Source organism: Leuconostoc sp. S50 (genome assembly GCF_016624925.1).
Classification (GTDB): domain Bacteria; phylum Bacillota; class Bacilli; order Lactobacillales; family Lactobacillaceae; genus Leuconostoc; species Leuconostoc pseudomesenteroides.
This window is the reverse complement of sequence record NZ_JACVUE010000006.1, coordinates 97,091-123,232: the sequence shown is the minus strand read 5'-3', so window position 1 is coordinate 123,232 and position 26,142 is coordinate 97,091. Positions and strand designations below refer to the sequence as shown.

At 38.7% G+C, this 26,142-nt stretch carries 26 protein-coding genes; 17 read left to right on the top strand and 9 right to left on the bottom strand.

Annotated elements, in window-relative coordinates; genetic code table 11:
• The first annotated feature begins 52 nt into the window (after positions 1-52).
• From IAE53_RS06790 to IAE53_RS06765, 6 genes are all read left to right on the top strand, one after another.
• Complete coding sequence (locus tag IAE53_RS06790; protein WP_234456353.1) at positions 53-976, top strand: GH25 family lysozyme; 924 nt, start codon at positions 53-55, stop codon at positions 974-976.
• Between the two features lie 9 nt (positions 977-985).
• Entirely contained in the window at positions 986-1,459 is a 474-nt protein-coding gene (locus IAE53_RS06785) for a holin (protein WP_148422878.1), read from the top strand.
• Positions 1,460-1,632: 173 nt separating this feature from the next.
• The gene (locus IAE53_RS06780; RefSeq protein WP_010277753.1) at positions 1,633-1,902 is read left to right on the top strand and encodes an AbrB/MazE/SpoVT family DNA-binding domain-containing protein; all 270 of its coding nucleotides are present in this window, start codon (positions 1,633-1,635) and stop codon (positions 1,900-1,902) included.
• Positions 1,902-2,270 (top strand): hypothetical protein, encoded by a 369-nt coding sequence (locus IAE53_RS06775; protein ID WP_010277757.1) that lies wholly within the window; start codon positions 1,902-1,904, stop codon positions 2,268-2,270. The genes IAE53_RS06780 and IAE53_RS06775 overlap by 1 nt, the downstream gene beginning before the upstream one ends.
• Before the next feature lie 2,285 nt (positions 2,271-4,555).
• The gene (locus IAE53_RS06770) at positions 4,556-4,804 is read left to right on the top strand and encodes a hypothetical protein (protein WP_188353253.1); all 249 of its coding nucleotides are present in this window, start codon (positions 4,556-4,558) and stop codon (positions 4,802-4,804) included.
• A 211-nt stretch (positions 4,805-5,015) separates the two neighbouring features.
• Complete coding sequence (locus tag IAE53_RS06765) at positions 5,016-6,212, top strand: cyclopropane-fatty-acyl-phospholipid synthase family protein (RefSeq protein ID WP_148422876.1); 1,197 nt, start codon at positions 5,016-5,018, stop codon at positions 6,210-6,212.
• Positions 6,213-6,265: 53 nt separating this feature from the next.
• On the opposite strand, the gene IAE53_RS06760 is transcribed toward IAE53_RS06765, so the two are convergent.
• The 4 genes from IAE53_RS06760 to rbsR form a co-directional block, all read right to left on the bottom strand.
• Complete coding sequence (locus IAE53_RS06760) at positions 6,266-7,180, bottom strand: DMT family transporter (RefSeq protein WP_200136119.1); 915 nt, start codon at positions 7,178-7,180, stop codon at positions 6,266-6,268.
• Entirely contained in the window at positions 7,180-7,872 is a 693-nt protein-coding gene (gene rpiA / locus IAE53_RS06755; protein ID WP_148422874.1) for a ribose-5-phosphate isomerase RpiA, read from the bottom strand. The genes IAE53_RS06760 and rpiA overlap by 1 nt, the downstream gene beginning before the upstream one ends.
• A gap of 2 nt (positions 7,873-7,874) precedes the next feature.
• The gene (rbsK, locus tag IAE53_RS06750) at positions 7,875-8,822 is read right to left on the bottom strand and encodes a ribokinase (RefSeq protein ID WP_010281905.1); all 948 of its coding nucleotides are present in this window, start codon (positions 8,820-8,822) and stop codon (positions 7,875-7,877) included.
• Between the two features lie 147 nt (positions 8,823-8,969).
• Positions 8,970-9,971, bottom strand: a complete 1,002-nt coding sequence (rbsR, locus tag IAE53_RS06745) for a ribose utilization transcriptional repressor RbsR (RefSeq protein ID WP_010281901.1) — start codon at positions 9,969-9,971, stop codon at positions 8,970-8,972.
• Between the two features lie 144 nt (positions 9,972-10,115).
• Between rbsR and IAE53_RS06740 the strand changes: the two genes are divergently transcribed.
• From IAE53_RS06740 to IAE53_RS06715, 6 genes are all read left to right on the top strand, one after another.
• A complete protein-coding gene (locus IAE53_RS06740) occupies positions 10,116-11,339 on the top strand; it encodes a NupC/NupG family nucleoside CNT transporter (protein ID WP_010281897.1) in 1,224 nt (407 codons plus the stop codon).
• Positions 11,340-11,359: 20 nt separating this feature from the next.
• Entirely contained in the window at positions 11,360-12,292 is a 933-nt protein-coding gene (gene rihC, locus IAE53_RS06735; protein WP_148422873.1) for a ribonucleoside hydrolase RihC, read from the top strand.
• Position 12,293: 1 nt separating this feature from the next.
• A complete protein-coding gene (locus IAE53_RS06730; protein WP_148422872.1) occupies positions 12,294-13,253 on the top strand; it encodes a nucleoside hydrolase in 960 nt (319 codons plus the stop codon).
• Positions 13,254-13,410: 157 nt separating this feature from the next.
• Complete coding sequence (locus IAE53_RS06725; RefSeq protein ID WP_010281885.1) at positions 13,411-13,890, top strand: DUF1440 domain-containing protein; 480 nt, start codon at positions 13,411-13,413, stop codon at positions 13,888-13,890.
• A gap of 183 nt (positions 13,891-14,073) precedes the next feature.
• Positions 14,074-15,390, top strand: coding sequence for a chloride channel protein (locus tag IAE53_RS06720; RefSeq protein ID WP_031941092.1), 1,317 nt, complete (start codon positions 14,074-14,076; stop codon positions 15,388-15,390).
• A 14-nt stretch (positions 15,391-15,404) separates the two neighbouring features.
• Positions 15,405-17,075 (top strand): glycerophosphodiester phosphodiesterase family protein, encoded by a 1,671-nt coding sequence (locus tag IAE53_RS06715; RefSeq protein ID WP_010281877.1) that lies wholly within the window; start codon positions 15,405-15,407, stop codon positions 17,073-17,075.
• Positions 17,076-17,124: 49 nt separating this feature from the next.
• Here IAE53_RS06715 and IAE53_RS06710 read toward each other — a convergent pair whose 3' ends face one another.
• Both IAE53_RS06710 and kdsA read right to left on the bottom strand, forming a co-directional pair.
• Positions 17,125-18,081: an SIS domain-containing protein gene (locus IAE53_RS06710; RefSeq protein WP_010281873.1), complete on the bottom strand. Its 957-nt coding sequence runs from the start codon at positions 18,079-18,081 to the stop codon at positions 17,125-17,127.
• Positions 18,065-18,916 (bottom strand): 3-deoxy-8-phosphooctulonate synthase, encoded by an 852-nt coding sequence (gene kdsA / locus IAE53_RS06705; RefSeq protein ID WP_148422869.1) that lies wholly within the window; start codon positions 18,914-18,916, stop codon positions 18,065-18,067. Before kdsA ends, IAE53_RS06710 begins: the two co-directional genes overlap by 17 nt.
• 310 nt (positions 18,917-19,226) lie before the next feature.
• Here kdsA and IAE53_RS06700 point away from each other — a divergent pair, with 310 nt between their 5' ends.
• From IAE53_RS06700 to IAE53_RS06685, 5 genes are all read left to right on the top strand, one after another.
• Positions 19,227-19,475 (top strand): GlsB/YeaQ/YmgE family stress response membrane protein, encoded by a 249-nt coding sequence (locus IAE53_RS06700; RefSeq protein WP_031941091.1) that lies wholly within the window; start codon positions 19,227-19,229, stop codon positions 19,473-19,475.
• Between the two features lie 204 nt (positions 19,476-19,679).
• Positions 19,680-20,324 (top strand): RNA polymerase, encoded by a 645-nt coding sequence (locus IAE53_RS06695; RefSeq protein ID WP_200136118.1) that lies wholly within the window; start codon positions 19,680-19,682, stop codon positions 20,322-20,324.
• A gap of 265 nt (positions 20,325-20,589) precedes the next feature.
• Positions 20,590-20,724, top strand: a complete 135-nt coding sequence (locus IAE53_RS11545; protein ID WP_010281853.1) for a hypothetical protein — start codon at positions 20,590-20,592, stop codon at positions 20,722-20,724.
• A gap of 83 nt (positions 20,725-20,807) precedes the next feature.
• The gene (locus IAE53_RS06690) at positions 20,808-21,668 is read left to right on the top strand and encodes a fructosamine kinase family protein (protein WP_148422867.1); all 861 of its coding nucleotides are present in this window, start codon (positions 20,808-20,810) and stop codon (positions 21,666-21,668) included.
• 75 nt (positions 21,669-21,743) lie between these two features.
• Positions 21,744-22,223 (top strand): glutathione peroxidase, encoded by a 480-nt coding sequence (locus IAE53_RS06685; protein WP_010281845.1) that lies wholly within the window; start codon positions 21,744-21,746, stop codon positions 22,221-22,223.
• Between the two features lie 18 nt (positions 22,224-22,241).
• Here IAE53_RS06685 and IAE53_RS06680 read toward each other — a convergent pair whose 3' ends face one another.
• From IAE53_RS06680 to IAE53_RS06670, 3 genes are all read right to left on the bottom strand, one after another.
• Positions 22,242-23,204: a LacI family DNA-binding transcriptional regulator gene (locus IAE53_RS06680; RefSeq protein ID WP_148422866.1), complete on the bottom strand. Its 963-nt coding sequence runs from the start codon at positions 23,202-23,204 to the stop codon at positions 22,242-22,244.
• 115 nt (positions 23,205-23,319) lie between these two features.
• Complete coding sequence (locus tag IAE53_RS06675) at positions 23,320-24,729, bottom strand: glycoside hydrolase family 32 protein (RefSeq protein WP_148422865.1); 1,410 nt, start codon at positions 24,727-24,729, stop codon at positions 23,320-23,322.
• A 36-nt stretch (positions 24,730-24,765) separates the two neighbouring features.
• The gene (locus tag IAE53_RS06670; RefSeq protein WP_010281837.1) at positions 24,766-26,049 is read right to left on the bottom strand and encodes an MFS transporter; all 1,284 of its coding nucleotides are present in this window, start codon (positions 26,047-26,049) and stop codon (positions 24,766-24,768) included.
• Positions 26,050-26,142 lie beyond the last annotated feature (93 nt).

Sequence of the window (26,142 nt, the reverse complement as noted above, 5' to 3'; positions counted from 1 at the left end):
TTCATTTTACGGACTGAATAAAAATAGTCCATTTTTTTAGTATAAGAGCACTATGGTTAAGCTAGGTGGACGTGGCGGCGGTGAGGGTAGTCACTATGTCAACCCTAAAGCCTATGCACAAATTCATAATGCTGATGACGTTGGTATGCAAACTGGTGGTTATTTCTGGGGTGAGGTTGGTGATTCAGTTAGTGAAGCAAGTTATCACGCACAATTAGCTGTACAAGACGCACAGAATGCTGGATTAGCTAAGGTTAGTTACATCGCATTGGATTATGAAGAAGGTGCAGGTCTGAATAAGGCTAACAACACGACAGCTATTTTGAAGTTCATGGACGCCATCTACGCTGCTGGTTACAAGCCAATGCTGTACTCTGGTTACTACTACATGAATGCTAACGTTGACTTATCAAGAGTGAATACACGTTATCCTAACGCTTTATGGGTAGCTTGGTATCTAACTACTGCTAATCAAGCAACGCCGCCTATGCAATATTTCCCAAATATGAGCAACGTTAAGATGTGGCAGTATGGTGATAATCATTTTGGTGTTGACGGTAACGTTATGGTGGTTGGTTCATTGGATAATGACAAGCCGACAGAGCAAACAGCTTCTAAGCCATCACAATCAACGAACACACCAAGTACACCAGCCAAGACACGTTATGCAACATTTAGTGGTGTCTATGTATCTGATTATTGGACGAAGTACAATCACAAAACTTATGGTATCAACATTGATATGAGTATTCCGGTGATTGATTACAACAACTATATTCCTATTTCAGCCCTGACTTTGACTGACCGATACGGTAATAAGCTGAAAAATCAATACATTCAAGGCAACAATGGACGTATGGAATACTTCACTTTGACTGGCAAGTACAAGGTCATTTCACAGACAGCGACAACGATTAACGTTGAAATTGGTGGTGAGCCAGTCTCGATGATGAAGTCGTTTGCAACAATCAAATAAGGAGATCACATGCAAGTAAATAGTATTTCAGATGTTATTATCTCAATCGCTTTGGCAGCTATTCCAATCATTGGTGGTTGGATTGGTAAAGTCATTACTGGCAATAGCAAGGCTACCACTTTGATTAACGTTCTATCACCCTTGGCTAAGGCTGCAATCGTGGCCATGCAAAAGTTAGGTGTGACACAATATCTAGAGGGTGAAGCAAAAAAGTCAGGTGCCGTTGATATCGTCAAAAAAGCGTTATCGGCATTAGGACTTTCAAATACGAATGAAACACTAATCAGGAACACTATCGAAAAAGAGTACGCTACATTGATTAATGAACTGAATCAGACGTACCCACAAATGACAGCTGAACAAGCCAAAGCGCAAGAGGCAGCAGAACAACAAGCAAGCGAAGTAGCCAAGGCTGATGAATTAGCCAAAGCACAACAGGCATTAGCTGATGCACAAGCAAAGGTTAACGCCTTACAAAATTGAATATAATAAAACCGCCCGACTGGATTATTTCTGGTTGGGCGGTTTTTGTGTCTTGATGATAATTATAAATTAGCAAAACGGCAAATTTATTTGACAAAAAATATACAAACAATATATAATTCATGTATAGGTAATACGTATTACGTAATATGTATTACTTCGGAGGATAAAACATGACAAATACAGGAATCGGAACAGTAACGGCAAAGGGTCAAGTTAGCATACCAGCTAAGTTCAGAACAAAGTTGAACATAGAAAAGGGAGATAAATTGACTTTTACCTTGAACGACAATCAGGAACTAATCGTTTCAAAAGAACCTAGCAAGTTAGATTGGGACGATTTGTTTGCTAGCTATCCTACGGAGGTGGTTGATATTGACGAAAACGGAAAATACGATGAAAAGAAGTCACCTAATTTCCATGACTGGATGGTTAATGGTTAATGAGTGAATTAGATCCCAGGATGAAAGTTTACGTGGTAAACATACCATATGAAGACAAAAGTGATTCAAAAACTAGACCTGCTTTAGTATTAAGCATGTCGGATGGATATATTAAATTACTAAAAGTTACCAGTGATTACGATAAAAAACCAGAAAAAATCAAAGAGCTATATTATCCTATTATAGAGTGGCAACAAGCAGGATTAAAAAAAGAGTCATATGTTGACTGCCACAGAACTTATAACATTACAACTGATTATATATTGAGAAACAAGCCGGTTGCTAAGTTAACGGTTAATGATAAAGTAGGATTGCATAGTTTTGTTAAGAACTTAGTTGATACAGGAAAGATACCTTTCAAAGGATAACCACCATAACAGGGATCCTTTTTTATTTGCCCTCAACCCGCACAAGTGATACCATTAAATAGCCCAACAACAGCATGATGAGTTACCCCAATTTCGAATCTGATATGTTTGTTGGGTTTTAAGTTGCAATTAAAATTCAAACAGCTTACAATAAGTAAGTCTTATGTTGACACTACCCAGCAATCATTATCGGAACTAGACCTAGATGTCTACCGATATCGCACAATGATCGTTGGGTTTTAATTTGTGATAAAATAGAGTCGTAGTTCTTTCAAGAGTGGACTACAGACCCAGCAATCGGTTTCATGCTCTCACGAGCTCTTCCTTATGGGATCGTTTTCAATTTGTTGGGTTTTTGTTTGCAATTCTAAGGTGACGTAGTAGAATAATAACAGGCTCAACATCTTGCTGTTCGCAGCATACCGTTTACAGGTTGTTGGGTTTTTATTTGTGTTAAAATAAACGAGTGGTCTTTTCAAGAGTGGACTACATGCTCGGCAGGTTAATTGATGTTACACTGTTGAGCTTTTTTATTACCCAAAAATCAATTACATGGTATTATAATGACACAACTCAACAACTGCTCTTTTGAATGTTATCGCTTTTGGTTTTTATGTTTACGTGTTGTTGAGCTTTTTGTTTGCTTATTTAAAGTATGTAGTGATAATATATAAGCATAGTAGGTGACTACTTAGCCCGACAGCTTTCTTAAAAATCTTCTTTACAAAATATGTGAAATCATGAGTTGAACGAATATACCTTGTCGGGCTTTTTGTTTGCAATATTTTACATGTTTATATAAAATAAAAGAGTAATTTCTTGCCATTGAAATTATAATGTATTTTCTCCCCAAAGAAAATACGCGTCCAGTATCAGGTTAGTTTACGCTAACCTGATTTTTTATTTGACAAAAATATTTATTATGAATTAGAATAATTTTGTAGTCTTAATGACTACGACTGTGTTTGTTGCTCCAACAGGCGTATTCTTTCTAGGTTACTTACTACTGGCGTGATTACGCAGATCATATTTACTCTTTAAAATTTGGCTTGTCCCTGTTGGGGTTTTTTTGTTGTAAATTTTTATTTCATATAGTAAAATATTTTTGTAGTCATGAGAGATTGGCCGCACTCAGCAAGTGCTCCTTCTTTATTTTTTAGTTTTGAAACCTTTATGTACCATTGTTTCTTGCTGAGAAATTCACTATACTACCGGTCATTAGTTGTAACCGGTTTTTATTTGCTATTTTAAAGTAAGTGATTTACAATATATTTCGTAGCTTTCTCTGAAAAATTGCTACACTTCTGTTAGATTTAAGGAGCACATCTGATGTGTTTCTTTTTTTATTTGCTTTCAAAAAGTAAGAGTGATACTATACAAATAGCCTAACAAATACGGTCGTAAGTATACACATTACTGTTTGTTAGGTTTTTATTTGCAATTAAAATCCAAATAGCTTACAATAAGTAAGTCTTATGTTGACACTACCCAGCAATCATCGTCGACCATTTCATGACGTGCCCGTCTTTTAAGTGAAATGCTTGGTTGTTGGGTTTTAATTTACACAGCAATCAAATAGGGGTAGAATAAGTGTAGCCCAACAATCACTTTTTAATAATGGAGGCGTCCATTCTGAAATTGTTTTCAACTTGTTGGGTTTTTATTTGCTATTTTAAAGTAAGTCCGATAGAATGTAGTACGTAGCTTCTCCGAAAACTGCTACATTTCTTTTATGTTTAAGGAGCACATCTGATGTGTTTCTTTTTTATTTGCTTTCAAAAAGTAAGAGTGATAATATATAGTCAGCTCAACAATCGATATCAAAGTTTAACGTCCATCCTTCTGATATCAGCGCAGATTGTTGGGTTTTTATTTGCTTAAAATAGGAAAAAGTAATAGACTGGGTGTATCATAATACTCCGGAGTATTGATGATCCATACATTGACCCGCTAACTGGTGCGGGTCTTTTTTTCTATTTAATATTCATATAATCAATAGAGCGCATAATTGGGCAACCCAACAGGAAATGGGGGAACTGATAAAAAATGTATTCCCGTTGGGTTTTAATGTTCATATAATCTAGGCCGAATATATTAATTGAGTATTCTCTTTCTCCTCTGACAGAAAATATATTACACAAAAAAGCCGACTGGAAATTAATCTGGTCGGTGCTTTTTTCTATTTGTACATTATTTGTACACTTTATTCGATAAAGCCTTGGTATATAGGGCTCAATAATCCCTTTCAAGTCATTAAACTTGCTTTTATTGAAATCAGTGGCGGCGTGCTTCAAAATGAGCAAGTTCAACAAAAAGTAGAGCATATTGTTCGAACAACTTTAGCAGATGATATTTTAGTAAAATCATGTGTCATTTATAAAACAGGAATGGCTTATAGAGTGAAAGTGTTAATTAATGGCACAATTAACGGCGATATTAACCTAAAAGGATTAGCACAACAGAAACAAAAAATTGTGACAGCGTTACGGCATAAATTTGCTTTTATGAATCTTGATTTGGTTTACGATGCCTAGTGCTTTGATTTTGTCGTTTAAAAATTGTTGACAAAAAATGAATTTTATATCGTAATGGAAGCTATTCGCCTCGTTTAAGACCGGAAAAATGTCGTTTTTTGTGTTATTTATTGATATCTAAATTTTTAAGAATTGGTGTTGTGATAATGTTTTGATTTGACTTTGAATTCATGCTTTTCTAAAATAGCTTTATGTTAGAAAAGGGGAATTTATGATTGACAAAGCGATTTACAAGCAAATTTTAAAGTCCAGTTTTGACGCCCCAATCGACGTTGAATTTTGGGATGGGGAAACAGTGCATTTTGGTGAAGGTGAATCAATTGCCAAAATCATTATGCATGAGCTCATTCCGATTAAAGAAATTGTTGCCCATGCTTCACTTACTTTTGGTGAAGCCTACATGGATGGCAAAATTGAGATTCAAGGTAACTTACAAGAATTAGTTACATTGGCTTACCGGTCACAAGATAGCTTTTTCAATAATAGCAAGTTCTCTAAACTGATTCCTAAGCACTCACATTCTGAAAAGGTCAGCAAAAACGATGTTCAAAGTCACTACGACATTGGTAATGATTTTTATGAGATGTGGTTGGATAAAACCATGACGTATTCTTGTGCTTATTTTGCCAGTGACAGTGATACTTTAGAAGATGCACAGATGAATAAAGTGCGTCACATTCTCAACAAGTTGCATGCCCAAGAAGGTGAAACACTATTAGACATTGGCTGCGGTTGGGGAACTCTGTTATTCACAGCTGCCAAAGAGTACGGTCTAAAAGCTACTGGTGTGACCCTGAGTCAGCAACAGTATGATTTTGTCTCAGACAAAATTAAAGCAGAAGGTTTGACGGGTCAAGTAACTGTTTACCTAGAAGATTATCGCGAGCTAAAAGAGCAGTACGACCATGTTACCTCGGTTGGTATGTTTGAGCATGTTGGTAAAGAAAACCTGGCGGCCTATTTTTCAAAAGTTGACCAATTACTTGTTGAAAATGGTACTGCTTTGATTCATGGTATCACTGGCCAACATAAAGGTGCTGGTGTCGATGCATGGATCAATAAGTACATTTTCCCGGGTGGTTATATTCCTAATTTGGCGGAGAATATTGACCATATTATGGATGCTCATTTGCAGGTTGATGATTTGGAGCCGCTACGCCGACATTATCAAAAAACACTTGAAATTTGGACCGATAACTTTCACGATGTCAGTGAAAGTGTGACATCTCGATACGGTGAGCGTTTCTATCGTATGTGGGATTTATATTTGCAAGCTTGTGCAGCGTCATTTGAATCAGGCAATATTGATGTTGTTCAGTATTTGCTGACGAAAGGTGCCTCGAGCACTAATCTGCCAATGACACGTTCATACATTTATCATGCGGATGTAGCAAGTGGTGTAAAATAATAAAAGACTGTTCAATTCTAACGCTAGTAACACGTTAGAATTGAACAGTCTTTTTAAAACATTTTTATTAAAATAATGCCGCTCAGCATAATTAAAATGCCGATAACCTGAGTCATTGAGACGTTTTGACGTAATGATTTGAACAGTCCGAATTGTTGCACTAACATTGCGCCAACCATAACGCCTAGTGTTGAAATACTGACGGTTAAGCCAGGGCCTAATTTAGGAATTAGGAGGGACATTAGCGTCACAAATGTACCACCAGCAACACCGGCTGACCAAGATTGTGGCATTTTAATGCCACGAACGAGAACTTGCCATGTGTTGGGCTTGAGGAAAACGAGTACGATGAGACCAATCACAAACGCCCAAAGTGCACTTACCGTTGGACTGTCAATTAGATTGCCAAGTTGTCCGTTAAAAGTTGATTGGACAGTACATAAGACACCAGCGCCAAACGCCCATAAACGCAAGACCAAGCGTGAGGATGCTTGATTGTTTTGAGAACGGCTGGCGAGTGTTTTTCTTTTAGTGGCTAAGACGACAGCGATGTAAGTTCCTAATAATAAGACCATCAGACCAACAATGCGAAGCAGCGTCATTGGAATAATATCAACGTTGAACCAGCCAACTGTTTCAAATAACATGCCAGCGACAATTTGACCTAGTGTGGGCAACATGACGGTTTCAACCGCACCAATTTTTGGAAAAAGTATGATACAACTTGTGACAAACATTAAGCCAAACAAGCCACCGGTGAGTAACCAAAGTGGTGCTGAAAAGAGGTCAGCAATTTTAGAAAAGTCACCAATTATAATGGTCAACAGGAGTAGAAATAGGGTCCCAACTACATAACCAAGAAAACTGGCAGCGATTGGAGATTTAAGGCAGGCGCTTAACTCGGCATTGATAGCGTTTTGTGCGGCTAAAATTAATCCGGCGCCCAAAGCAATGATTAAAAATAACATTAAACTTGCTCCGTATTCGTCTTTTGTCGCTCTTTAATTGTCACAGTTTCACCACCGATAATCACGCGATTACAAATATTAAGGAACAGACCATGCTCGACAACGCCAACTTGGCCTTCCAAATATTCAGCTAATGCATACGGATTGTTAATGTTATTTAAATGGCAATCAATAATGTAGTGACCCGCATCAGTAACTAAAGGGGCACCATTTGCTTGACGTCTTAATTTAGGAAAGAATCCTCTATCGGTAAATTGACGGAATAATTGGCCATTACCGTAAGGAATCACTTCAATAGGTAGTGGAAAACTACCTAAAGTTGCGTGAACTTTACTTTCGTCAACGATCCATATATTTTCGTTAGAGTTTTTGGCGACAATTTTTTCCATTAAGAGGGCAGCACCGCCACCTTTGATCCCGTTCAAATAGGTATCAACTTCATCAGCGCCATCGACAGTCACATCAATATGATCGACTTCGTCAATATCAACAATGGGAATGCTGAGCTCCGCACAGTGCTGGCTAGTAACTTGTGAAGTTGTGACACCGACAATATTGATATCTGCTTTTGCCAACGCCTCTAGGAAATATGACACAGTCGATCCTGTACCTAATCCGACAATCATGTTTGGTTTAATATATTGTAAGGCCGCCTCAGCAGCTTGTTTTTTTTGTAAGTCTTTATCAGTCATTATTAGCCTCTAGTCATCACTTTCGCTTGGTTAGCAAGTCCTGCGTCAACTTCTTGTTTGTTGGGAATGGATACAATTGCGCCTGAGCGACTGACGGTCAGCGAACTTGCGAAGCAACTGCGTGTAACAATCATATCTAAATCAGTCATTTTGGTAGAAATGTTAGCGGCAACCGTACCAATAAAGGTATCTCCAGCCGCCGTGGTGTCCACAGCTTTGACTTTGAAAATGGGTAATTGATTGTGTTGATTGTTGACGTTATAGAACACGCCATCGCCACCCAAGGTGATGATGGTGTTGTGTAATCCCCTTGATTTTAGCTGATCAACGAGTGCAGGTAATTTTTCAGGGGCGGTTGTTGGTTCAGTGCCTGCAAGTGCTGCTGCCTCGGTTTCATTTGGGATGATTAAGTCAGTATTTAGAATTATTGTATCATCTAAATGTGACGTAATTGGGGCTGGATTTAAAATAGTCAGTGCGGCATGTTGTCTCGCAATGGCAAATCCCTCAGCCACAACGTCTGTAGGAACTTCTAGTTGTGCGACAACAACATCAGCTTCAGCAATGGCTTCTTTGGCTTGCTGAATATCAGCAACGCTAAGTGCCATGTTGGCACCACCGTACACCATGATTGTGTTATGACCATCATTTTCCAGCATAATAGTTGCTGAACCGGTTGGTTGCTTTTTAGTAAAAATATACTTTGTACTGATACCTTCGTCATCCAATAGTTGCTTAAAGGCACGGCCACGTTCGTCATCACCGACTGCGCCGATGAAAGTAACATCAGCCCCTTGACGTGCAGCCGCTACAGCTTGATTTGCGCCTTTACCACCAAAGGTACTAGCTTGATTTTGCACTGCAATTGTTTCGCCTTGTTGCGGCATGCGTTCAATCATTTGAATGGTGTCAATATTGAGACTACCAATGATCACAACTTTATTTGTCATGATAGTTTACTCCTTAAGATAAAATTAGGTTAAACGTTTTACCTGAGTTAGGACTTTATTATAAATTAAAAGATTGTTTAAGTCAAGCACGTAAAAAAGCCCCTGAATGTTGCTTTAGCATTCAGGGGACATGATATAACTAAGGGTTTATTGATCTGTTGATAGTTGGGCAGTGGATTCTCGGATGACTAATTTAACGTCGAAAAATGCTGTTTGGTAAGGAAGATTGGGATGGGCGAGACGTTGCAAAATCATATTCAACGCTGATTGCCCAATTTCGGCGACTGGTTGGGCGATAGTGGTTAATGAAGGCACCACGAATTCAGCGTAGTCAGTATCATCATAGCCAACAATTGATATATCCTCAGGCACCTTAACATTTTGCCAAGTTAGACCGCGTAAGACACCGATTGCCATTTCATCATTTAATATAAAAGCAGCTGTTGCCTGGCTTTGTATTAATTGGTGAACAACTGCCAAACCACCGTGTTTAGAGAGCGCTGCTGAAATAACTGAAATAGGTGTCACGTTGGCAGCCGACAACGTATCAAGGAACCCAGCACGCCGTTGACGCATATTGTCGGTTAGGTCATTGGGTAATATGAGGGCAATATCACGGTGACCTAACGACAGTAAATGGCTTGCTGCTAAGCTACCACCGGTAAATTCATTGGTTTGTACCATGTCTTGAGCGTTGATATCGGCATTCTGGTCTAATACCAAATAAGGAATATGACGTTTTTTTAAAAAAGCATTCACAACATCGCGATTAGGAATCGGGCGACCGAAAATCAATGCTTGAACGCCACGTTCAACTAATGAATAAATTGAACTTTGCAAGTTGTCGGCAGTAGAGCCAATGAATACAAGATTCACATCTTCAGGCGCGTTGTCCTGCATACTTTGAATGATATCAGCAAAAAAGGGCATTCTAAATGAGGGAACAATAATACCAATCAAGCGGCTATGCCGCACTTTTAAATTACGAGCGGCACTGTTTGGTACGTATCCCAGCTCATCACGAGCTTGTAACACTTTTTTGATTGTTTCTGCTGAAAAGCGATCCCCCTTATTATTTAAGATTTGTGAAACAGCTGTAATTGAGACATTGGCCTTTTTTGCCACGTCCTTAATGGATATCTTATGCATCTTCTCATTCCTTGTTCTCATACTTAGTATCTATTGTACCAGTTAATTTTTTGAAAACGCTTCCAATTTTAAAATAAATATGCTACACTATTTTTGGTTAAACGTTTTACTTAAAAATTATTGTTTTCAGGAGAGGAACTGATTATGTTTTTAATCGTAAATTTACTTGGTATTTTTGTTTTCATTGCCATTGCAGCGCTGTTTTCTAATGATAGGAAGAATATTCCTTGGAGTTCAGTTGGTGTTGTGTTAGCCTTAGAAATTGCTTTGGCTTGGTTTTTCACGCAGTTCAAGGCAGGTCAAATTGCTGTTCAGGGTGCAGCTGATGGGTTTAACTGGTTAGTATCTGTTGCGTCAAAAGGTATTGCATTCGCATTACCTGAGTGGTTGACATCAAATAATGGTGGCCCAAACTTCGTAACCTCAGCTTTGCTACCCATTTTGCTCGTTGTGCCATTGTTTGATATTTTGACATATATTGGTTTGTTGCCATGGTTGATTAAATGGATTGGTAAGGGTTTGGCATTTGTCACTGGACAGCCAAAGTTTGAAGCATTTTTCTCAATTGAAATGATGTTTTTGGGTAATACAGAAGTTTTGGCTGTTTCAAAAAATCAGTTGGACAGCATGTCTGCACGGCGTAATTTTACATTAGCAATGATGTCAATGAGCTGTGTGACATCGGCAATCATTGGTTCTTATACACAAATGGTGCCTGGTAATTATGTGTTGACTGCTATTCCCTTAAACATTTTGGGCGCTATCATTGTGGCTTCCATTCTTAATCCTACTAAAGTAACGCCTGAAGAAGATGTAATTGTGAATGTCACTGAAAAAGGTGAAAAGAAAGAACCATTCTTTTCATTTTTAGGAGATTCAATCTTAGGTGCTGGTAAGTTGATTTTAATTATTACCGCTACTGTGATTGCCTTTGTTTCTCTGGCAGCTTTGATTAACCAATTGTTTAGTTTGACAGGATTGCATTGGTTAACGCTGGAAAATATTTTCGGTGTGATTATGTTCCCATTTGCATGGTTGTTAGGTTTCAGTGTTGATGATGCTTTCCGTTTGGCACAATACATGGGTACTAAGTTAGTGACTAACGAATTCGTTGTGATGGGTGAAGTATCAAAGTCGATTATGGCTGGTAAAGGCTTCTTCGCAAATGAGCATGCACGTGTTGTTTTGACTGTATTCTTGACAAGCTTTGCTAACTTTGGCACGATTGGTATGATTATCGGTTGTTTCAAGGGACTTGTTAATAAAGAAAAGAATGACTATATTAGTGCACGTGTACCATATATGTTGTTGGCTGGCGTATTAGTATCATTGCTTTCAGCTGCCACAGCAGGTTTGTTTGTTTGGTAAGAATTGTAGAGGAATAGATCATGATACCGATTATTTTAGATATGGATCCTGGCATTGATGATGCAGTGGCATTGTCAATTGCCTTAACTAATCCTAATTTTGACATTAAGTTATTGACTAGTGTGGCTGGCAATGTCAGTGTTGATAAGACAACTGCTAATTTACTCAAATTAACCACATTTTTTAATCGGCAAGAAGTACCTGTTGCCAAGGGTGCATCAAAGCCTCTCAAAAAGGCGTTTGTTGATGCTTCGTATATCCATGGTGCTTCGGGTATGCCAGGTTATGATTTTGAAACGCCAAAAAATCAGGCAATTGCACAAGATGCAGTGAGTGCGATGGCTGAAACGTTGCTGGCTGCGACAGAGCCGATCACTGTCGTGGCAACCGGATCTTACACAAATATTGCACAGCTCATCCAACGGTATCCAGAAGCTTTACCGCATATTAAACGCTTCGTGCTGATGGGAGGGTCATTATCTGGTGGTAACGTGTCTTCAGTGGCTGAATTTAATGTCTTTACTGACCCTGATGCAGCTGATATTGTCTTTAAAAGTGGTATCGACATTGTGATGATTGGTTTAGATGTTACGTTAAAAGCATTACTGTCTTTGAAAACGATTGACGCCGTTGCTAAACTTGGCGAGTGCGGTAAAATGTTACATCAGTTGATGACTGCTTATGGTGATACTGAAGCTGATGGTAAACCAATGCATGATGTAAATACAATCTGCTACTTATTGGCACCAGAATTTTACACGTTGACAGATTATTGGGTAGATGTCATTACACAAGGACCAGCAGCAGGCGCCACTGTGGCTGACACGCAAAATCGCTGGTCGCAAGGTAAAAAAAATGTCCATGTTGCAACAGACATTGATGCAGCAGCCTTTGAAAAATGGTTTGTTGCACAAATACCAAATATGAATAAACAACTCGAAGGAGAAGAATGACATGGCTTCTGTCAAAATGATTTTAGATTTAGATACAGGTGTTGATGACGCCTTAGCATTGGCATGGGCTGTATGTGATCCGCGTACAGACTTGATTGGTGTGATCGCTTCTTATGGTAATACATTAGTTGAAACAGCCGCACAAAATACATTGGATTTGTTACATTTATTAGGTGCAGACAATGTGCCAGTATTTTTGGGCGAATCTCATTCTTCAACAACACAAAGTTTTGATGTGATGCCAATTTCTAAAGCAATTCATGGTGATAATGGTGTTGGTAATATTGATATAACACATTCACCACGACAAGTTGAAACAATGAGTGGCATAGACTTTCTGATCAAAATGGCGCACCAATATAAGGATGAATTGGTTTATGTACCAACTGGTCCATTGACCAATTTGTCAAAAGCGTTGACAATCGATCCAGAAATTGCTCACCTGATTGGCAACACCACCTTAATGGGCGGTGCGTTGACAGTGCCAGGAAATGTGACGCCATTTACTGAAGCTAATATTCATCAGGATCCTGAAGCTGCAGATCATGTGTTTAGGGAGCAAGAACGGTTGACAATGGTTGGTTTAGATGTAACTTTACGGACATTGTTGACGAAAAACCACACTCAAAAATGGCGTGATCTAGGCACTAAAGCAGGTATAATATATGCTGATTTGATGGATTATTACATTGAAGCTTATGATCAACTTGGTATTGATCATCGTGGTGCTGCTTTACATGATCCACTAGCCGTTGCAGTGGCGATTGATCCTAGCTATGTCCTGACGATTCCATTGAATATGAGGGTGACATACGATCAAGAATCGGGTGATTACGGTCGTACAATCGGTGATCGAGAGCGTTTGCTTGAAGACACAACAACGCAAGTGGCAGTTGGTGTCAAGACGGAACGCTTTGTCAGAGACTTTATGGACTTTATGATTGCTGTTTTAAATGATTAAAATCTATTCAAGTACGGACGCGTCCGTACTTTTTTATTGCATTCGATTTGACTAGCGCGCCAGCTAAAAAAGTACCCAGAACAGGGAAATGTAGGTATTATGCTATAATTAAGAATGAATATTGATAACGTAATTTTTTAAAGGTGGTAGAGAGAAGATGTTGCATATCATAGGAGACACAGTTTTTGTTGGTATTATTGCTGGGCTACTGTCTGGCATGGTGAAAATTGGTTGGGAAGCCATTTTGCCACCTAGAAGTCAAGCTAGAGATGAGACTAATCCACCCCAACAGCTTTTACAACAACTTGGGTTTTCTAAATCGTTTACGCATGCTTATTGGACCTATGCCACAGATCAACGAATCTATTTTGTGGCGCTATTCATGCATTTTGGGTTTTCGATCACATTTGCTGCGCTGTTTACTTTTTTACAGGCATTTAATCATGTTGTAGCGATTGGTCAGGGAACAGTATATGGGGTTGTTGTGTGGTTCATTTTTCATATTGTGCTACTGCCACTACTAAAAACGATTCCGTCACCTGCCAAGCAACCATTTGCAGAGCACTTTTCGGAATTTTTGGGACACATCGTCTGGGGTTGGAGTATTTATCTGGTGATGGTGGCATTGATAGGTTAAGTTCATGTGACTGATAACGCTCAAGTGCCAATAGCTGGCATTTTACAAAAACGTGATGAATTTAAAACAGTCGCGTTTTTTATTTGTTGTTTGGAAACCATGGTACATTGTGCATTAGCACAGTGAGTGGTAATCTAGACTATGTTATTGCCTGATAAAATAGTTATAAAAGTGAGAGATAAAATGGATACTAGTGCCACAAAAAAGAACAGTGGATCATCATCGGCAACACGAGAGAATATATCATTAACGATTGCTACCGTCATATTGGGTGTGATTGTTGGATTTAGCGCGATAGGTTTAAGTCTATTACTGGAATTGATTGAAAAAATATTTCTAAATTATTTGGAAACAGCACAAGCACCAGTGCCTACCGCTAGTGCTTTTCGAAGACTTATCTCAGTGACGGTTGGTGGCCTTTTGGTGGCCGTTGTGTGGTATTTTTTGAGAAATAAAACACAACCAACTGTTGGCATTAAAAAAGCGTTGGATGGTCAAAAAATGCCAGTATTACAAACAATTGTCCATGTTTGCACGCAAATTGTTTATGTTGGTACTGGTGGATCAATTGGTCGAGAGTTAGCGCCTCGTGAAGCAGGTGCTATGCTTGCCCAAACTTGGATACGTTTCCAATCACATTTGGGACTGGCAGATTTAACTGATGCTGATCGTCGTTTATTGATAGCAGCGGCAGCTGGTGCTGGTTTTGCCGGTATTTATATTGCCCCTATCACAGGTATGCTATTTTGTGTTGAAATATTGTTAAAAAAATTATCATTACGCAACGTGTTAGTGAGTCTGACGATGTCAATGATAGCCATGTTAATGGGATCTTTAATAAAAGGATTTCACCCGTATTATTTAGTTGGGGATGCGCATTTTTCGATTATTAGTTTGATTTTAGTTATTATTATTGCACCATTCACGGGATTTGCTGGTGCGTTATTCCGTGTGATTTGTCAATGGGCTGAAAAAAATCAAGTCAAAAAATCGCCAATTTTGTGGCAGTTGCCTTTGGTAGCTTTCTTAACTGGTGTGGTCGCGTATTTCTTTCCGGAAATCATGGGCAACGGTCGAGCACTTGCACAGACGGCCATTTGGACCAAAAGCTCACAAGTCCTATGGCTTTTGATTGCTGTGGGAATCCTTAAAGCTGTTGTGACAGTCTTGACAATCCGTTTCGGTGCAGCTGGTGGTACATTAACACCAGCCATTGCCATCGGTGCAGCGATGGGCGCAATTATCGGTATCGGTTTATCACAGATATGGCCTAATCTTGTGATTTGGCAGTGCGCTGTTTTAGGTGCCGTAACTTTGTTATCAGCCTCCCAACAAGCACCTTTCATGGCAATGTTCATGATTCTTGAAATTTGTCACCTTAATTACTCAGTGTTCTGGCCAATGGCGATTGGAGTGACCATTGCAATGGTTATTTCTCGTCAAACATTAAAAAAATATAACACCATAGTTCAATTGAAAACAGTACCAGTTCCTAAATGAAAGGGGATTTGACTATGAACAGTAAAAAAATATCACGTCAAACAGTTATAATTGTGAGTATTATTTTTATCTTTAATGTTGTTGCGCAATTTCTAATTAATTGGGTACAAGGTTATCAGCCTAAAACCTATCAAATACCAACTAATGGTTTGACAATGTTACTTAACTATCTTGGTGACTATTGGGTTAATTATGCTGTCACTGGTGTTGTTTATCTATTACTGTGGTTTGTGTATGTTAGTTTGTGGTTGGGGGCATTCTTGTGGCTTTGGCAAAAAATAACATGGTCTCGTTTTCAATCGGGTTTGTTAAAGGGACGCGTTCATTTATATGCTGCATTGTTGTTGATTTTGACAATTCCTTTAAATCAATTTGGCTTTAAATTTCCGTTATCTTACTACTTAACTATTCCTAAAACGTTTCTTGATAGTTTGAATAGTCAGTTGGCTTTGACCGTTGGTATTGTTGTTTACATACTTTATTTTCTATTTGTCATGAAAATGAGATTTTTGATTTACCAGACTGTCGTTGGTCAAGATAGTTTTGGGTTGAGCTTTAAAAATAGTTGGCGTCGCAGTCAGTTTGACTTTAAGTTTTATCGCAATTTATTGTTGGTTGTGGTTATTCTTGTTTTCAGTTTGTATGGGGTTATTTACGGACAGCAGTTACTTGATACATACGCATCAGTCACAATCAGACATGTTTGTGCGAATGTATTGATTGTAGTGATGACTGGCATTTTTTATGTCATTACAGCAAAATTTGTCGACTTGCTGGCTGATTATGCTCATCCTAACAACTCACACCAGTCGGTTAATGTTCAGAATCAGCCATGGCATTGGCAAACAATATTGGTTTTGATTGCTGTTAGTGTTTTGAGTGTGTGGCTATCTGGTAAATGGATAGACCAACCGAATGGCCGTTACTTAGTGATTGCTCACAAAGGCATTAGCAACCCGAATCAAACACCAAATGTCGTTGAAAACTTGAAAAAAGTAAGTGCAACTAAACCAGATTACGTTGAAATGGACATTCAGCCAACAAAAGATGATGTTTATGTTTTGAGTCATAATACGAAAGTAACTACCACAAGTGGTAAGTCGTATAAAATCAATCAAACAAAATGGTCGACTTTAAAGTCACTGAAACTAAAAGAAGCAGGGCATACATTCAAGTTGTCGTCGTTTGAAAATTATCTCAAAACAGCCAATTTGTATCATCAGAAATTACTAGTTGAGTTGAAAATCAATGATACAATTACTAATGAGCAATTGCAAAAATTTGAGACGAAATATGGTCCATTAATTCAAAAGAATCATTCAGAAATTCAATCGTTAAATCAGAACGCCTTAAAAAGAGCGAGCCGCTATTTGAAAGTCAAAACTGGATTGTTATCACCAGTTAAGAATACGATTGATAGCACAAAAACGAATCAATTTTATGCGATTGAATATTCAGCTGTTGACCAAACGGTTGTGCGCGCGATTAATCAACACAAAAAAGATTTATATGCTTGGACGGTCAATGATTCGGCGGATGTTGCCAGTGCCTATGTGATTGGCGTGCGCGGTTTCATCACCGATCATCCAAAACAAGTTCGTCAGCAATTGAAACAGCTGGTTAAGCACACGACATACAGTGACGCATTGCGTGGTATATTACTATTCCAAAAGTCAGCTATTTAAAAAAACACGTATCACTCATAAAATAATGGGTGATACGTGTTTTAATTTGTTAATCTAAAACATCATGAATAGTGATAATACCGACAACTTCTTCATTATCGTCAAGGACAACTAAGTTGGAAATATTATGTGCCGCCATTTTTTTCCAAGCAGCGCTATTGCGGGCTTCTTGGTTAATGCTGATGAATCCTTCTGTCATGTAATCTTTGGCAGTAGAATTTTTGACTTGACTAATGTCCAAAAATTTTTTACGAATGTCGCCGTCGGTAACAATACCAATGACTTTTTCATCATCGTTTTTGACAAGCGTCATGCCAACGGCAAAATCACTGATACGGTAGATAACATCATTGATTGGTGTCGATGTATGCACATAAGGAATCTTCGTGTGCATGGCATTTTTAACATTTTGGAGTAATAACTTGCCAATGGAGCCACCTGGGTGATACAGGGCAAAGTTTTCGCGTTTGAATGCTTTCTCTTTTTCAATTGCAATTAACAAAGCATCACCCATAACCAATGTGGCCGTCGTTGAGCTAGTCGGCGCTAATTTAGTAGGGTCTGCTTCTTCAGCAATATCAACTTTTAAGAGTAAATCTGTACTATTAGCTAATGTAGAATCTTCTGACCCTGTGATAGCCACAGTTTTAAGATTATTGTGGTGAATCACTTGCAAAGCAATCAACGTTTGAATGACTTCTTGGGTTTCGCCACTATTAGAAATGAAAATTGCTAAATCATCACTAGCAACACGACCAAGATCACCATGATAGGCCGTACCAGCATCAATATAAAAGCTTGGAACGCCAACTGATGAAAAAGAGGCTGCAATTTTGTCAGCAATAATACCCGATTTGCCAATCGCAATAAAAATGAGACGTCCCTTGGTCTGTAATATAGCTGCCACTACACTATCAAAAGTCGTGTCCAAAGTATCTCGGACAGATTTTAACGCGTCAATTTCAGTGTTGAACGTGTGTTTTGCATCGTCAAAGTAAGTCGTCATGGGCATACACCGCCTTCATTTCAAGGTGTTCATGAAATAATCGATTCGCATTCTCCAGAATAGGACGAATTTTTGACAAGTATAATTGACTGTCTTGGTCCGAAATTGCCTCGGGTGGATTAGGGTGGACTTCAGCAAAAATGCCATCAATACCAATGGCTAGTGCCGCGCGCATCAGTGGAAAGGCGTAATCACGATTACCACCTGAATGATTGCCGTAACCACTTGGCACTTGAACAGAATGGGTCGCGTCAAAAATGACGGGATAGCCTGTTTCACGCATTTGAATGAGACTTGTCATATCAACAACAAGCTGGTGATAGCCAAACATAGTGCCACGTTCAGTTACCAGAATATGCTGGTCGTTTGTTGCTACTTTATCCACAGCTGTTTGAATATCTTCCGGTGCCATAAACTGTGCTTTTTTGATGTTGACAACACGCCCAGTTCTTCCAGCTGCTAATAGTAAGTCAGTTTGTCGGCTTAGATAAGCAGGAATTTGCAATACGTCTGCGACTTCAGCTACAGGTTCACATTGATAAGGTTCATGAACGTCAGTGACGATTGGCACATGATAATTCTCTTTAATCTTGGCTAAAACTTTCAGACCAGCTGCCATGCCGGCGCCTCGTTGGGAATCAATAGAACTACGATTTGCTTTATCAAAAGATGATTTGAAAACGTAATTTATCCCGAGTTCATCGGTAATTTGTTTTAGCGTCTCGGCGACTTCAGCACATGTTTCATAGGATTCAATGGCACATGGGCCGGCGAGGAGCGTGAGACGATCGTTTTTAAAGCCGTAATTTTGAAATACATCACTAATTTGTGGCATGATTTTCTATCTCCTAACTTAAATCAAATTTTTGTTGGGTGGTTCGCTATTAATTGATGAGTTTTGCATGGCCATGCTTTACTTAATTAATATTACGGATATTATAGCATGAGTTTGTGAAAAGCATGTCCGAAAACGATTGGTTTCTAATGACAATCTAACATTTTCGTTTCAAATGGTATGAGCATAATATTTGCAATAAAATATTATATTTGTTATTCTTAAAGCATTAACCAAGGGATTTGATTAACATTTCTTAGAAAGTTAATCTATTTTTTGGTATTAAATATTGAGAAAGAGGGATATTGAAATGGGATTAATTTGGACGCTAATTGTCGGTGCAATCATTGGCGCCATTGCAGGTGCGATTACTAGTCGCGGTGCTGCAATGGGTTGGATCAGTAATATCATTGCTGGCTTAATTGGTTCATGGTTAGGTGAAAGCTTGTTGGGTTCTTGGGGCCCAAGCTTGGCTGGCATGGCACTAATTCCATCAATCATTGGCGCCGTTATTCTAGTGCTAATTGTTTCATGGTTAGTTGGCAGAGCTAATAAATAAGGTCAATCTGCTCTGATTTTAAATCATGTTAAAAGGGACTTTTTAGATAAAGTCCCTTTTTTGTGCGTATTAACGATCTGACAAGCAAAATAATAAGTATTTCTGACAACAAAGCGTATCATATATTATAAAGATTGTTATGTTTTGGATGAGAGAGTGACAAATAGATTTAAAGTTAATTTGATATGAAAAAAAGGGGAGAAGATGAAATCACATACTAAATATATTGGTGCAGTTATTGCTACAATTTTGGTCGTTCTAATGGTCAGCGTTGGCGTGTATGCTTACAGTCAATCACACACGATACAAAAATCACAATCAGCACATCAATCTAGTAAATCAACATCAACAAGTCATCGTGCTAAATCATCAACTAGCACTGAGAATTCAAGTACAACATCATCGAGTAGTAGTAGTAGCGCAAGTTCTAGTAGTTCAAGCAGTGCCCAAAGCAGTAGTAACGTGGCAACTTGGGCAGCACTTGATTTAACGCACCAAATTGCGATTTTGATACAGGCTGCATTTGCTGGTCAGAATGGCAAGCCCAATGCCCAATTTGATTTCACACAAAACTACTGGGCAATGACGGGAAGTGTAAATGACGGCGAAATTCAGCGTTATGTACCGCAAACGGACAGTTTTGCTGGAATATCGGATATTTTGTCAGCAAAAATTAATATCAATGGCGACCAAATTCAAGTTGCCAGACCAATTTCGGAACCATTTACAACCTCTTTAAACACATCTGTTGCGACTTACTACGATGAACAACATCGTTCTGTTACGGACCAAATCGCCCAGCGAGTCGTGACGCCAGCCAGACTACAAGCCATTCGTGAAGGAAAATAAAGCGTCGAGAGAGCATATTTTTTGCATTGGTTAATAAACGGAAGTATAATATTCGTAATGTTAGTAATGCCAAAATTCCATTCCCAGGAGGATTCAGTATGGCAAAAGTAAAAAAGAGTACAGGATTTTGGAGTAAATTATCAATTTTGTTGGCTGTTGGTCAACTGTTATTCAGCCTTTATCATGAAATTAAGCAATCGCGCAAAAAGTCTTAAATACTAATTAAGGTGCCGTGCAAACACATGTTTATAAAAGGAGACTTACAATGTTGAAATCTATTTTGAAGTTTATGCTTGCTTCCACGCTTATTGTCAGTGGTTTGATTGTTGGTGGTACAATTTTTGCCGCCAAAGGAATTGATGAATTAGGCGATGATTTAGAAGACAAAATACATGGTTGATTTTGATAGTATAAGACCATAATAGTGATAGCCAATTAATCATTATGGCTATTGCTATTTTTTAATTGAAAAGAGGGATTTGTATGAATGCCGCGTTTTTATCACATCTTAATTTAGGAACAATTTCAAAAGTCACACCTGTTGGGGGCGGTGACATCAATCAAGCTTTTCGTTTAGAAAGCAGTACAGGACCAGTGTTTTTGTTACTGCAACCAAATCATAAAAAGGAATTCTTTATTCATGAAGTCAATGGTCTAGCGTGTCTAGCACGCTTTGTTAAAACGCCACAAGTCTTACGGATAGGAGAGTGGGGTGATAATGCTTATCTTGTTTTGTCTTATTTAGCGCATCAATCACAAGGGGATGCTTTCGCGTTAGGCACCGCCTTGGCAAGAATACATCAGCAAACTAGTCCTCAAGGCCAATTTGGATTTGAGGAATCATTCACAATGGGGACTTATACAGCTGACAATTCTTGGCAAAAAAGTTGGTCAACATTTTTTGTACAGCAACGTTTAATGCCCTTGCGAAAAATGATTCGAGATCAAGGTTTGTGGTCGGAGGAATTAGATCTATCATTTCAAGCGGCTATCAAGCAATTTGAACGCTTGATGGTGGATTATCAAGCGCAACCCTCACTATTACACGGCGATCTTTGGTCAGGAAATTATATGTTTGGGTTAAATGGTGAACCCATTCTAATTGATCCCGCAGTATTTTATGGTGATCGTGAATTTGATATTGGGATTACAACCGTTTTTGGTGGCTTTTCCGATGCGTTTTACCGTGGTTATCAAGCAACTTACCCATTGACTTCGGGGTACGAAAGACGCATATTGTTTTATCAACTGTACTATCTGATGTTCCATCTGTCACAGTTTGGTGCCGGATACTTGGCACAAGTACAGCAAAAATTAGTCAGCATCAATCAACAACATGACTAATGAGCGCCTAGCATTTAGTTTGACTTATCTAATGCTATAATGACGTTAATAAAAAATATGATTTAAGGAGAAATTATGGCTAATATATACCAGTTTCAAGCGATCAAAGAAAATGGGGAAACATACTCATTAGACAGTTTGAAAGGGCACCCCGTTATCATTGTTAATACGGCTACAAAATGTGGTTATGCACCGCAGTTTGAAGAATTAGAATCGCTTTATAAAACTTATCAAGACCAAGGCTTAGTCGTTCTGGGCTTTCCATCTAATCAATTCAAACAAGAATTGGACTCAAGTCATGACGCCGCTGAAGCGTGTCGCTTGACATACGGCGTGACGTTTCCCATGCACCACTTGATTTCTGTGAACGGCAAAAATACCGATCCATTGTTTAAGTACTTAAAGGAAAACACGAAAGGTACTTTTGGATCGGCAATTAAATGGAATTTCACTAAATTTTTGGTTAATCAAAAAGGTGAAGTGGTTGAACGTTTTGCGCCAAATACATCACCTAAAGAAATGATTACAGATATCGAAAAATTGCTTGGTGCTTAATTTTTATTTTGTGATCAATCAGCGTTGGGGTGAAAGCGTAACGTCAAGTAAGTATTTTGTCTTAGTTGCTTCACCAGCAATTCTTTTCTCAAGAACTTCAATGGCGACACTTGCCAACTGTTCAATTGGTTGCACAATGGTTGGCATGTTTGGAAAAATAGCTTGAATGAGTCGTGTGCCATCAAAACCTACTACGATAGGTTTTGATGGCATTTTTGATACTAGGGGTAGCATTTGCGTTGCTTCAACATCATTACTTGCAAATATGGCGTCAACGTCGCCATGTTGTTGCAGCATTTTGGTAAAATTGGCTGTTTTTTGTGCATAGCTCTTTTCAAAATCAATTTGCCATGTAATGGGTGTTAAGTGGTGTTTGACCATTGTGTCTAGATAACCTTGATGTCGTTGGTCACTTGGCATATTGTTGGAAAACGGATCTGTGGTATGAATAATTTTCTTTGCGCCTTGTTTAATCAAAAAATCCGTTGCTAACACACCACCTTGATAATTATTCACGGCAATCGTAGGAATTTCATCATTAAGAATGCGTTCAATTGAGACAATTGGTAATCCGTGGTATTTATTGTAGGTTTGAATGTTAAAGTTATGCGTCCCGACAATTAAACCATCAACTTGGCGGGAAAGTAATTGCTTTAAATAATGCTCTTCTTTTTTGGCATCCTGAGTTGCATCGCCGACAATGACTGTATAGCCCTTTTGATATAATTTCTTTTCAAGTGTTTCGACGAGTTCGCCAAAAAAAGGGTTGGCGATTGACGGGAAAAGCAGACCAACGATATTTGTTTTTTTCTTTTGCAATTGTTGCGCTGCTGCATTCGGTTGATAGTTTAGTTCAGCCATAGCGTCGTGTACTTTATCAATTGTGGCTTGGCTCAAATAGCCGCGTTTATTGATAACACGAGAGACTGTCGTTTTTGATACGCCGGCAATTTCAGCAACATCTTCTAATTTGTAATTCATCACATCACCTAAAAAAATAAAAATGCTTACCCTAATTTGATAAGCATTATAAAACTAACTATAAGTATACTACAAGTGATAATAAACTTTGATAATGTTGCTAGGAGAATGTTGTTTAGTGTGTTTCGAGTTGATAGGTTGTGAACTGACCTAACAAATTTTTGCCGTCAATTTTGATGATAGGGGCGTCATTAGTATAGAATCTCTCTGTGAATACTTTTTCACCATTTTGAACGAATATTTCAACGACGCTTTTATCAATATATAAGGAAAGTGTTATTTCTGTTGATTGTGCAATTGTTGCAAACCGATTATCTTGAGGATGATCCTGATGTGTTAGTCGGAATTGCTGGTTAGCATTATCAAAATTGAGCGTGATAATATCTTGCTTTTTGCTATTTTGGAAGTGTAAGTTAAAATTTTGGGCGGTGAGATTGAGTTGAACTTCAACAGTTGCTGAATGACCATCTAATAGCGTTTGTACTGATGACAAACTGCCACTGCTTAATAACTGTTTCCGTAAAGCGCGAACTTCGGTGACTGGACGCATCAATAAACGGTCATTGGCTAGGATAAGTTCGCGAGGTAAGGTGAGCATACCTGCCCAGCCATCTGCTTTTTCAGGAAATTCGCTTTCCCACATATCCGCCCAGCCAATAACGATTCGGCGACCGTCCGGTGCCAAAAGAGTTTGTGAGGCGTAAAAGTCATGACCATTATCTAATTCTTGAAATTCGCCTCGGTCAAATTGATTTTTGGCGTAATCGTAATGGCCTACAAAGTAACCTGTTTGATAGAGATTACGGAATTTTTGGGGCTGGGTTTCAATTTTCATAGGTGAGGTGAGTAGGATATGACGACCGTTGAGGGTGAAAAAATCAGGGCATTCCCACATGTCACCTTCGGTTGCGACAGATCGTGATTTGTCGAGTTCACCTAGATATTGCCAATCAAAAAGATTTTCGGATTGATAGATTAAGGCACGACCGAGTCCATCTTGTGATTGATTGCCTAAAATGACATAGTAATTGCCATCATATTCCCAAATTTTAGGATCCCGAAAGTGGTGCGTGCTATCAGACGGCGCTTCAGCAATAATTGGGTTGTGCTCATACTTTGTAAAATGAACACCGTCATCGCTATAAGCTAGATTTTGATTTTGCCAGAAATGTTCAGGATCATTGTCGCCGTAGTAATGATGACCCGTATAAATCAGCCAAAGGCGACCGTCTTTGACAATGGCGCTTCCCGAAAATACGCCGCCTGTATCTTCAGCATCGCCAGGGGTTAATGCAATTGGTAAGTCTTCCCAGTGCATTAAATCACGGCTTCGTGCGTGCCCCCAATGCATTGGTCCCCATTCAGGTTTGTAGGGATAGTTTTGATAGAAAATATGATAATAGCCTTGAAAGTATACAAAACCATTAGGGTCATTCATCCAGCCATAGGTTGGTGCTAAATGAAATTCAGGGCGGTAGCGATCATTGGTTACCGTTGAGAATTTTTTTTCGAGTGTGTGTGACATATTGTCTCCTTAAAGTATGTTTTGGATGTTGCGGCGTTACGAGTTAGCCAAAGGTGTTCCGTCGACGTGTTGTGTATCTTTTTTGAGAATGAAGAACGCGTAAACACCAGCAATCAAGACAATGACAGCAATGACATGGAATGTATTTTGATAACCTACGCGATCTCTAAGAATGCCCAATGGTGTTGATAAAATGACCTGTCCAATCTGGGCTGCAATCTGGAAACCAATCATATATAGAGAAGCAGATAGTTTGGTATTGAAGTGAAGGGTAAAGTATCTGAAAATTGATAACGTAAACATAGGTACTTCGAGAGAGTGCAGCATTTTAATGGCGGAAACGGCGTATGGATTGGCGTTAAATCCGCAAAGGCCAATTCGCAAGAACATAATAGCGACACCAATCATGAGTGTCCGTTTGACACCAACTTTTTGCATCACAATTGGTACGATACCTAACATTAGCGCTTCAAAGAATACTTGGATACTGTTGAGCGTGCCGTATGTTTGTTGGCCAACTGCTACACTTGAGAATAACTTTGTATAGAAATCAGGAAACATTTGTGAATCAAAAATATTATAAAAAGTCCAAGTGAACATGATGAAAATAATCACCTGCCATAATTCAGACATTTTTAAAAGACGTAACATATCTGATAGCTTTGGTACTGAATCTTCGCGGGCTAACGTTTCGACAGCATGATTCGCATCACGCTCTTCTTTTGGCACCCAGAATATAAGAACCAATAATAGTAGCACACCAAATAATGAACCAAACCAGAAATTTAAATGAGGGTTAATCACAAACAAAACACCGGCAAGTAGGGCCACAATAGCGTATCCGAATGATCCCCAAGCACGAGCTTGACCATATTCAAATGAGAATACACGACTAAATCGTTCTGTGACCGCTTCTAGTATGCCAACTGCCGATAAAAAACCTGTCGATAGCACGACAGCACCGACCCACATACCGATTGCAAAATGATTGACGAGGAGAGGGGCATAGACCCAAATAAAAAATGGACCAATTAGTGTAGATATAACAGCGTTAAAAATAAGTAAGTGTCGCTTGATGAATAGTTTGTCTTGAATTGTGCCATAAACAAACATCAAAATTAAACTGATCAATGAATTGGCGGAAAAAATAGTGCCAACTTGACTTCCAGATAGACCCAGACCATTTGTGTCGGAAGTCAACCATAGTTGGTAGAAACTCCACCAAATACCCCATGACGCAAAGAACAACAACATGCTAGTTGAACTTTGTAAATAAGACGCGTTTTTAAAGGTGCGCGTGCCTTTTTGATTATGATTCATTAGCAGATCCATTAACCTTTCTTAAAATGGCGTTCTAAAATGTAAACGTTTACATAAGTGATTATAATTGCAATTTTTTAGTATGTCAACCGA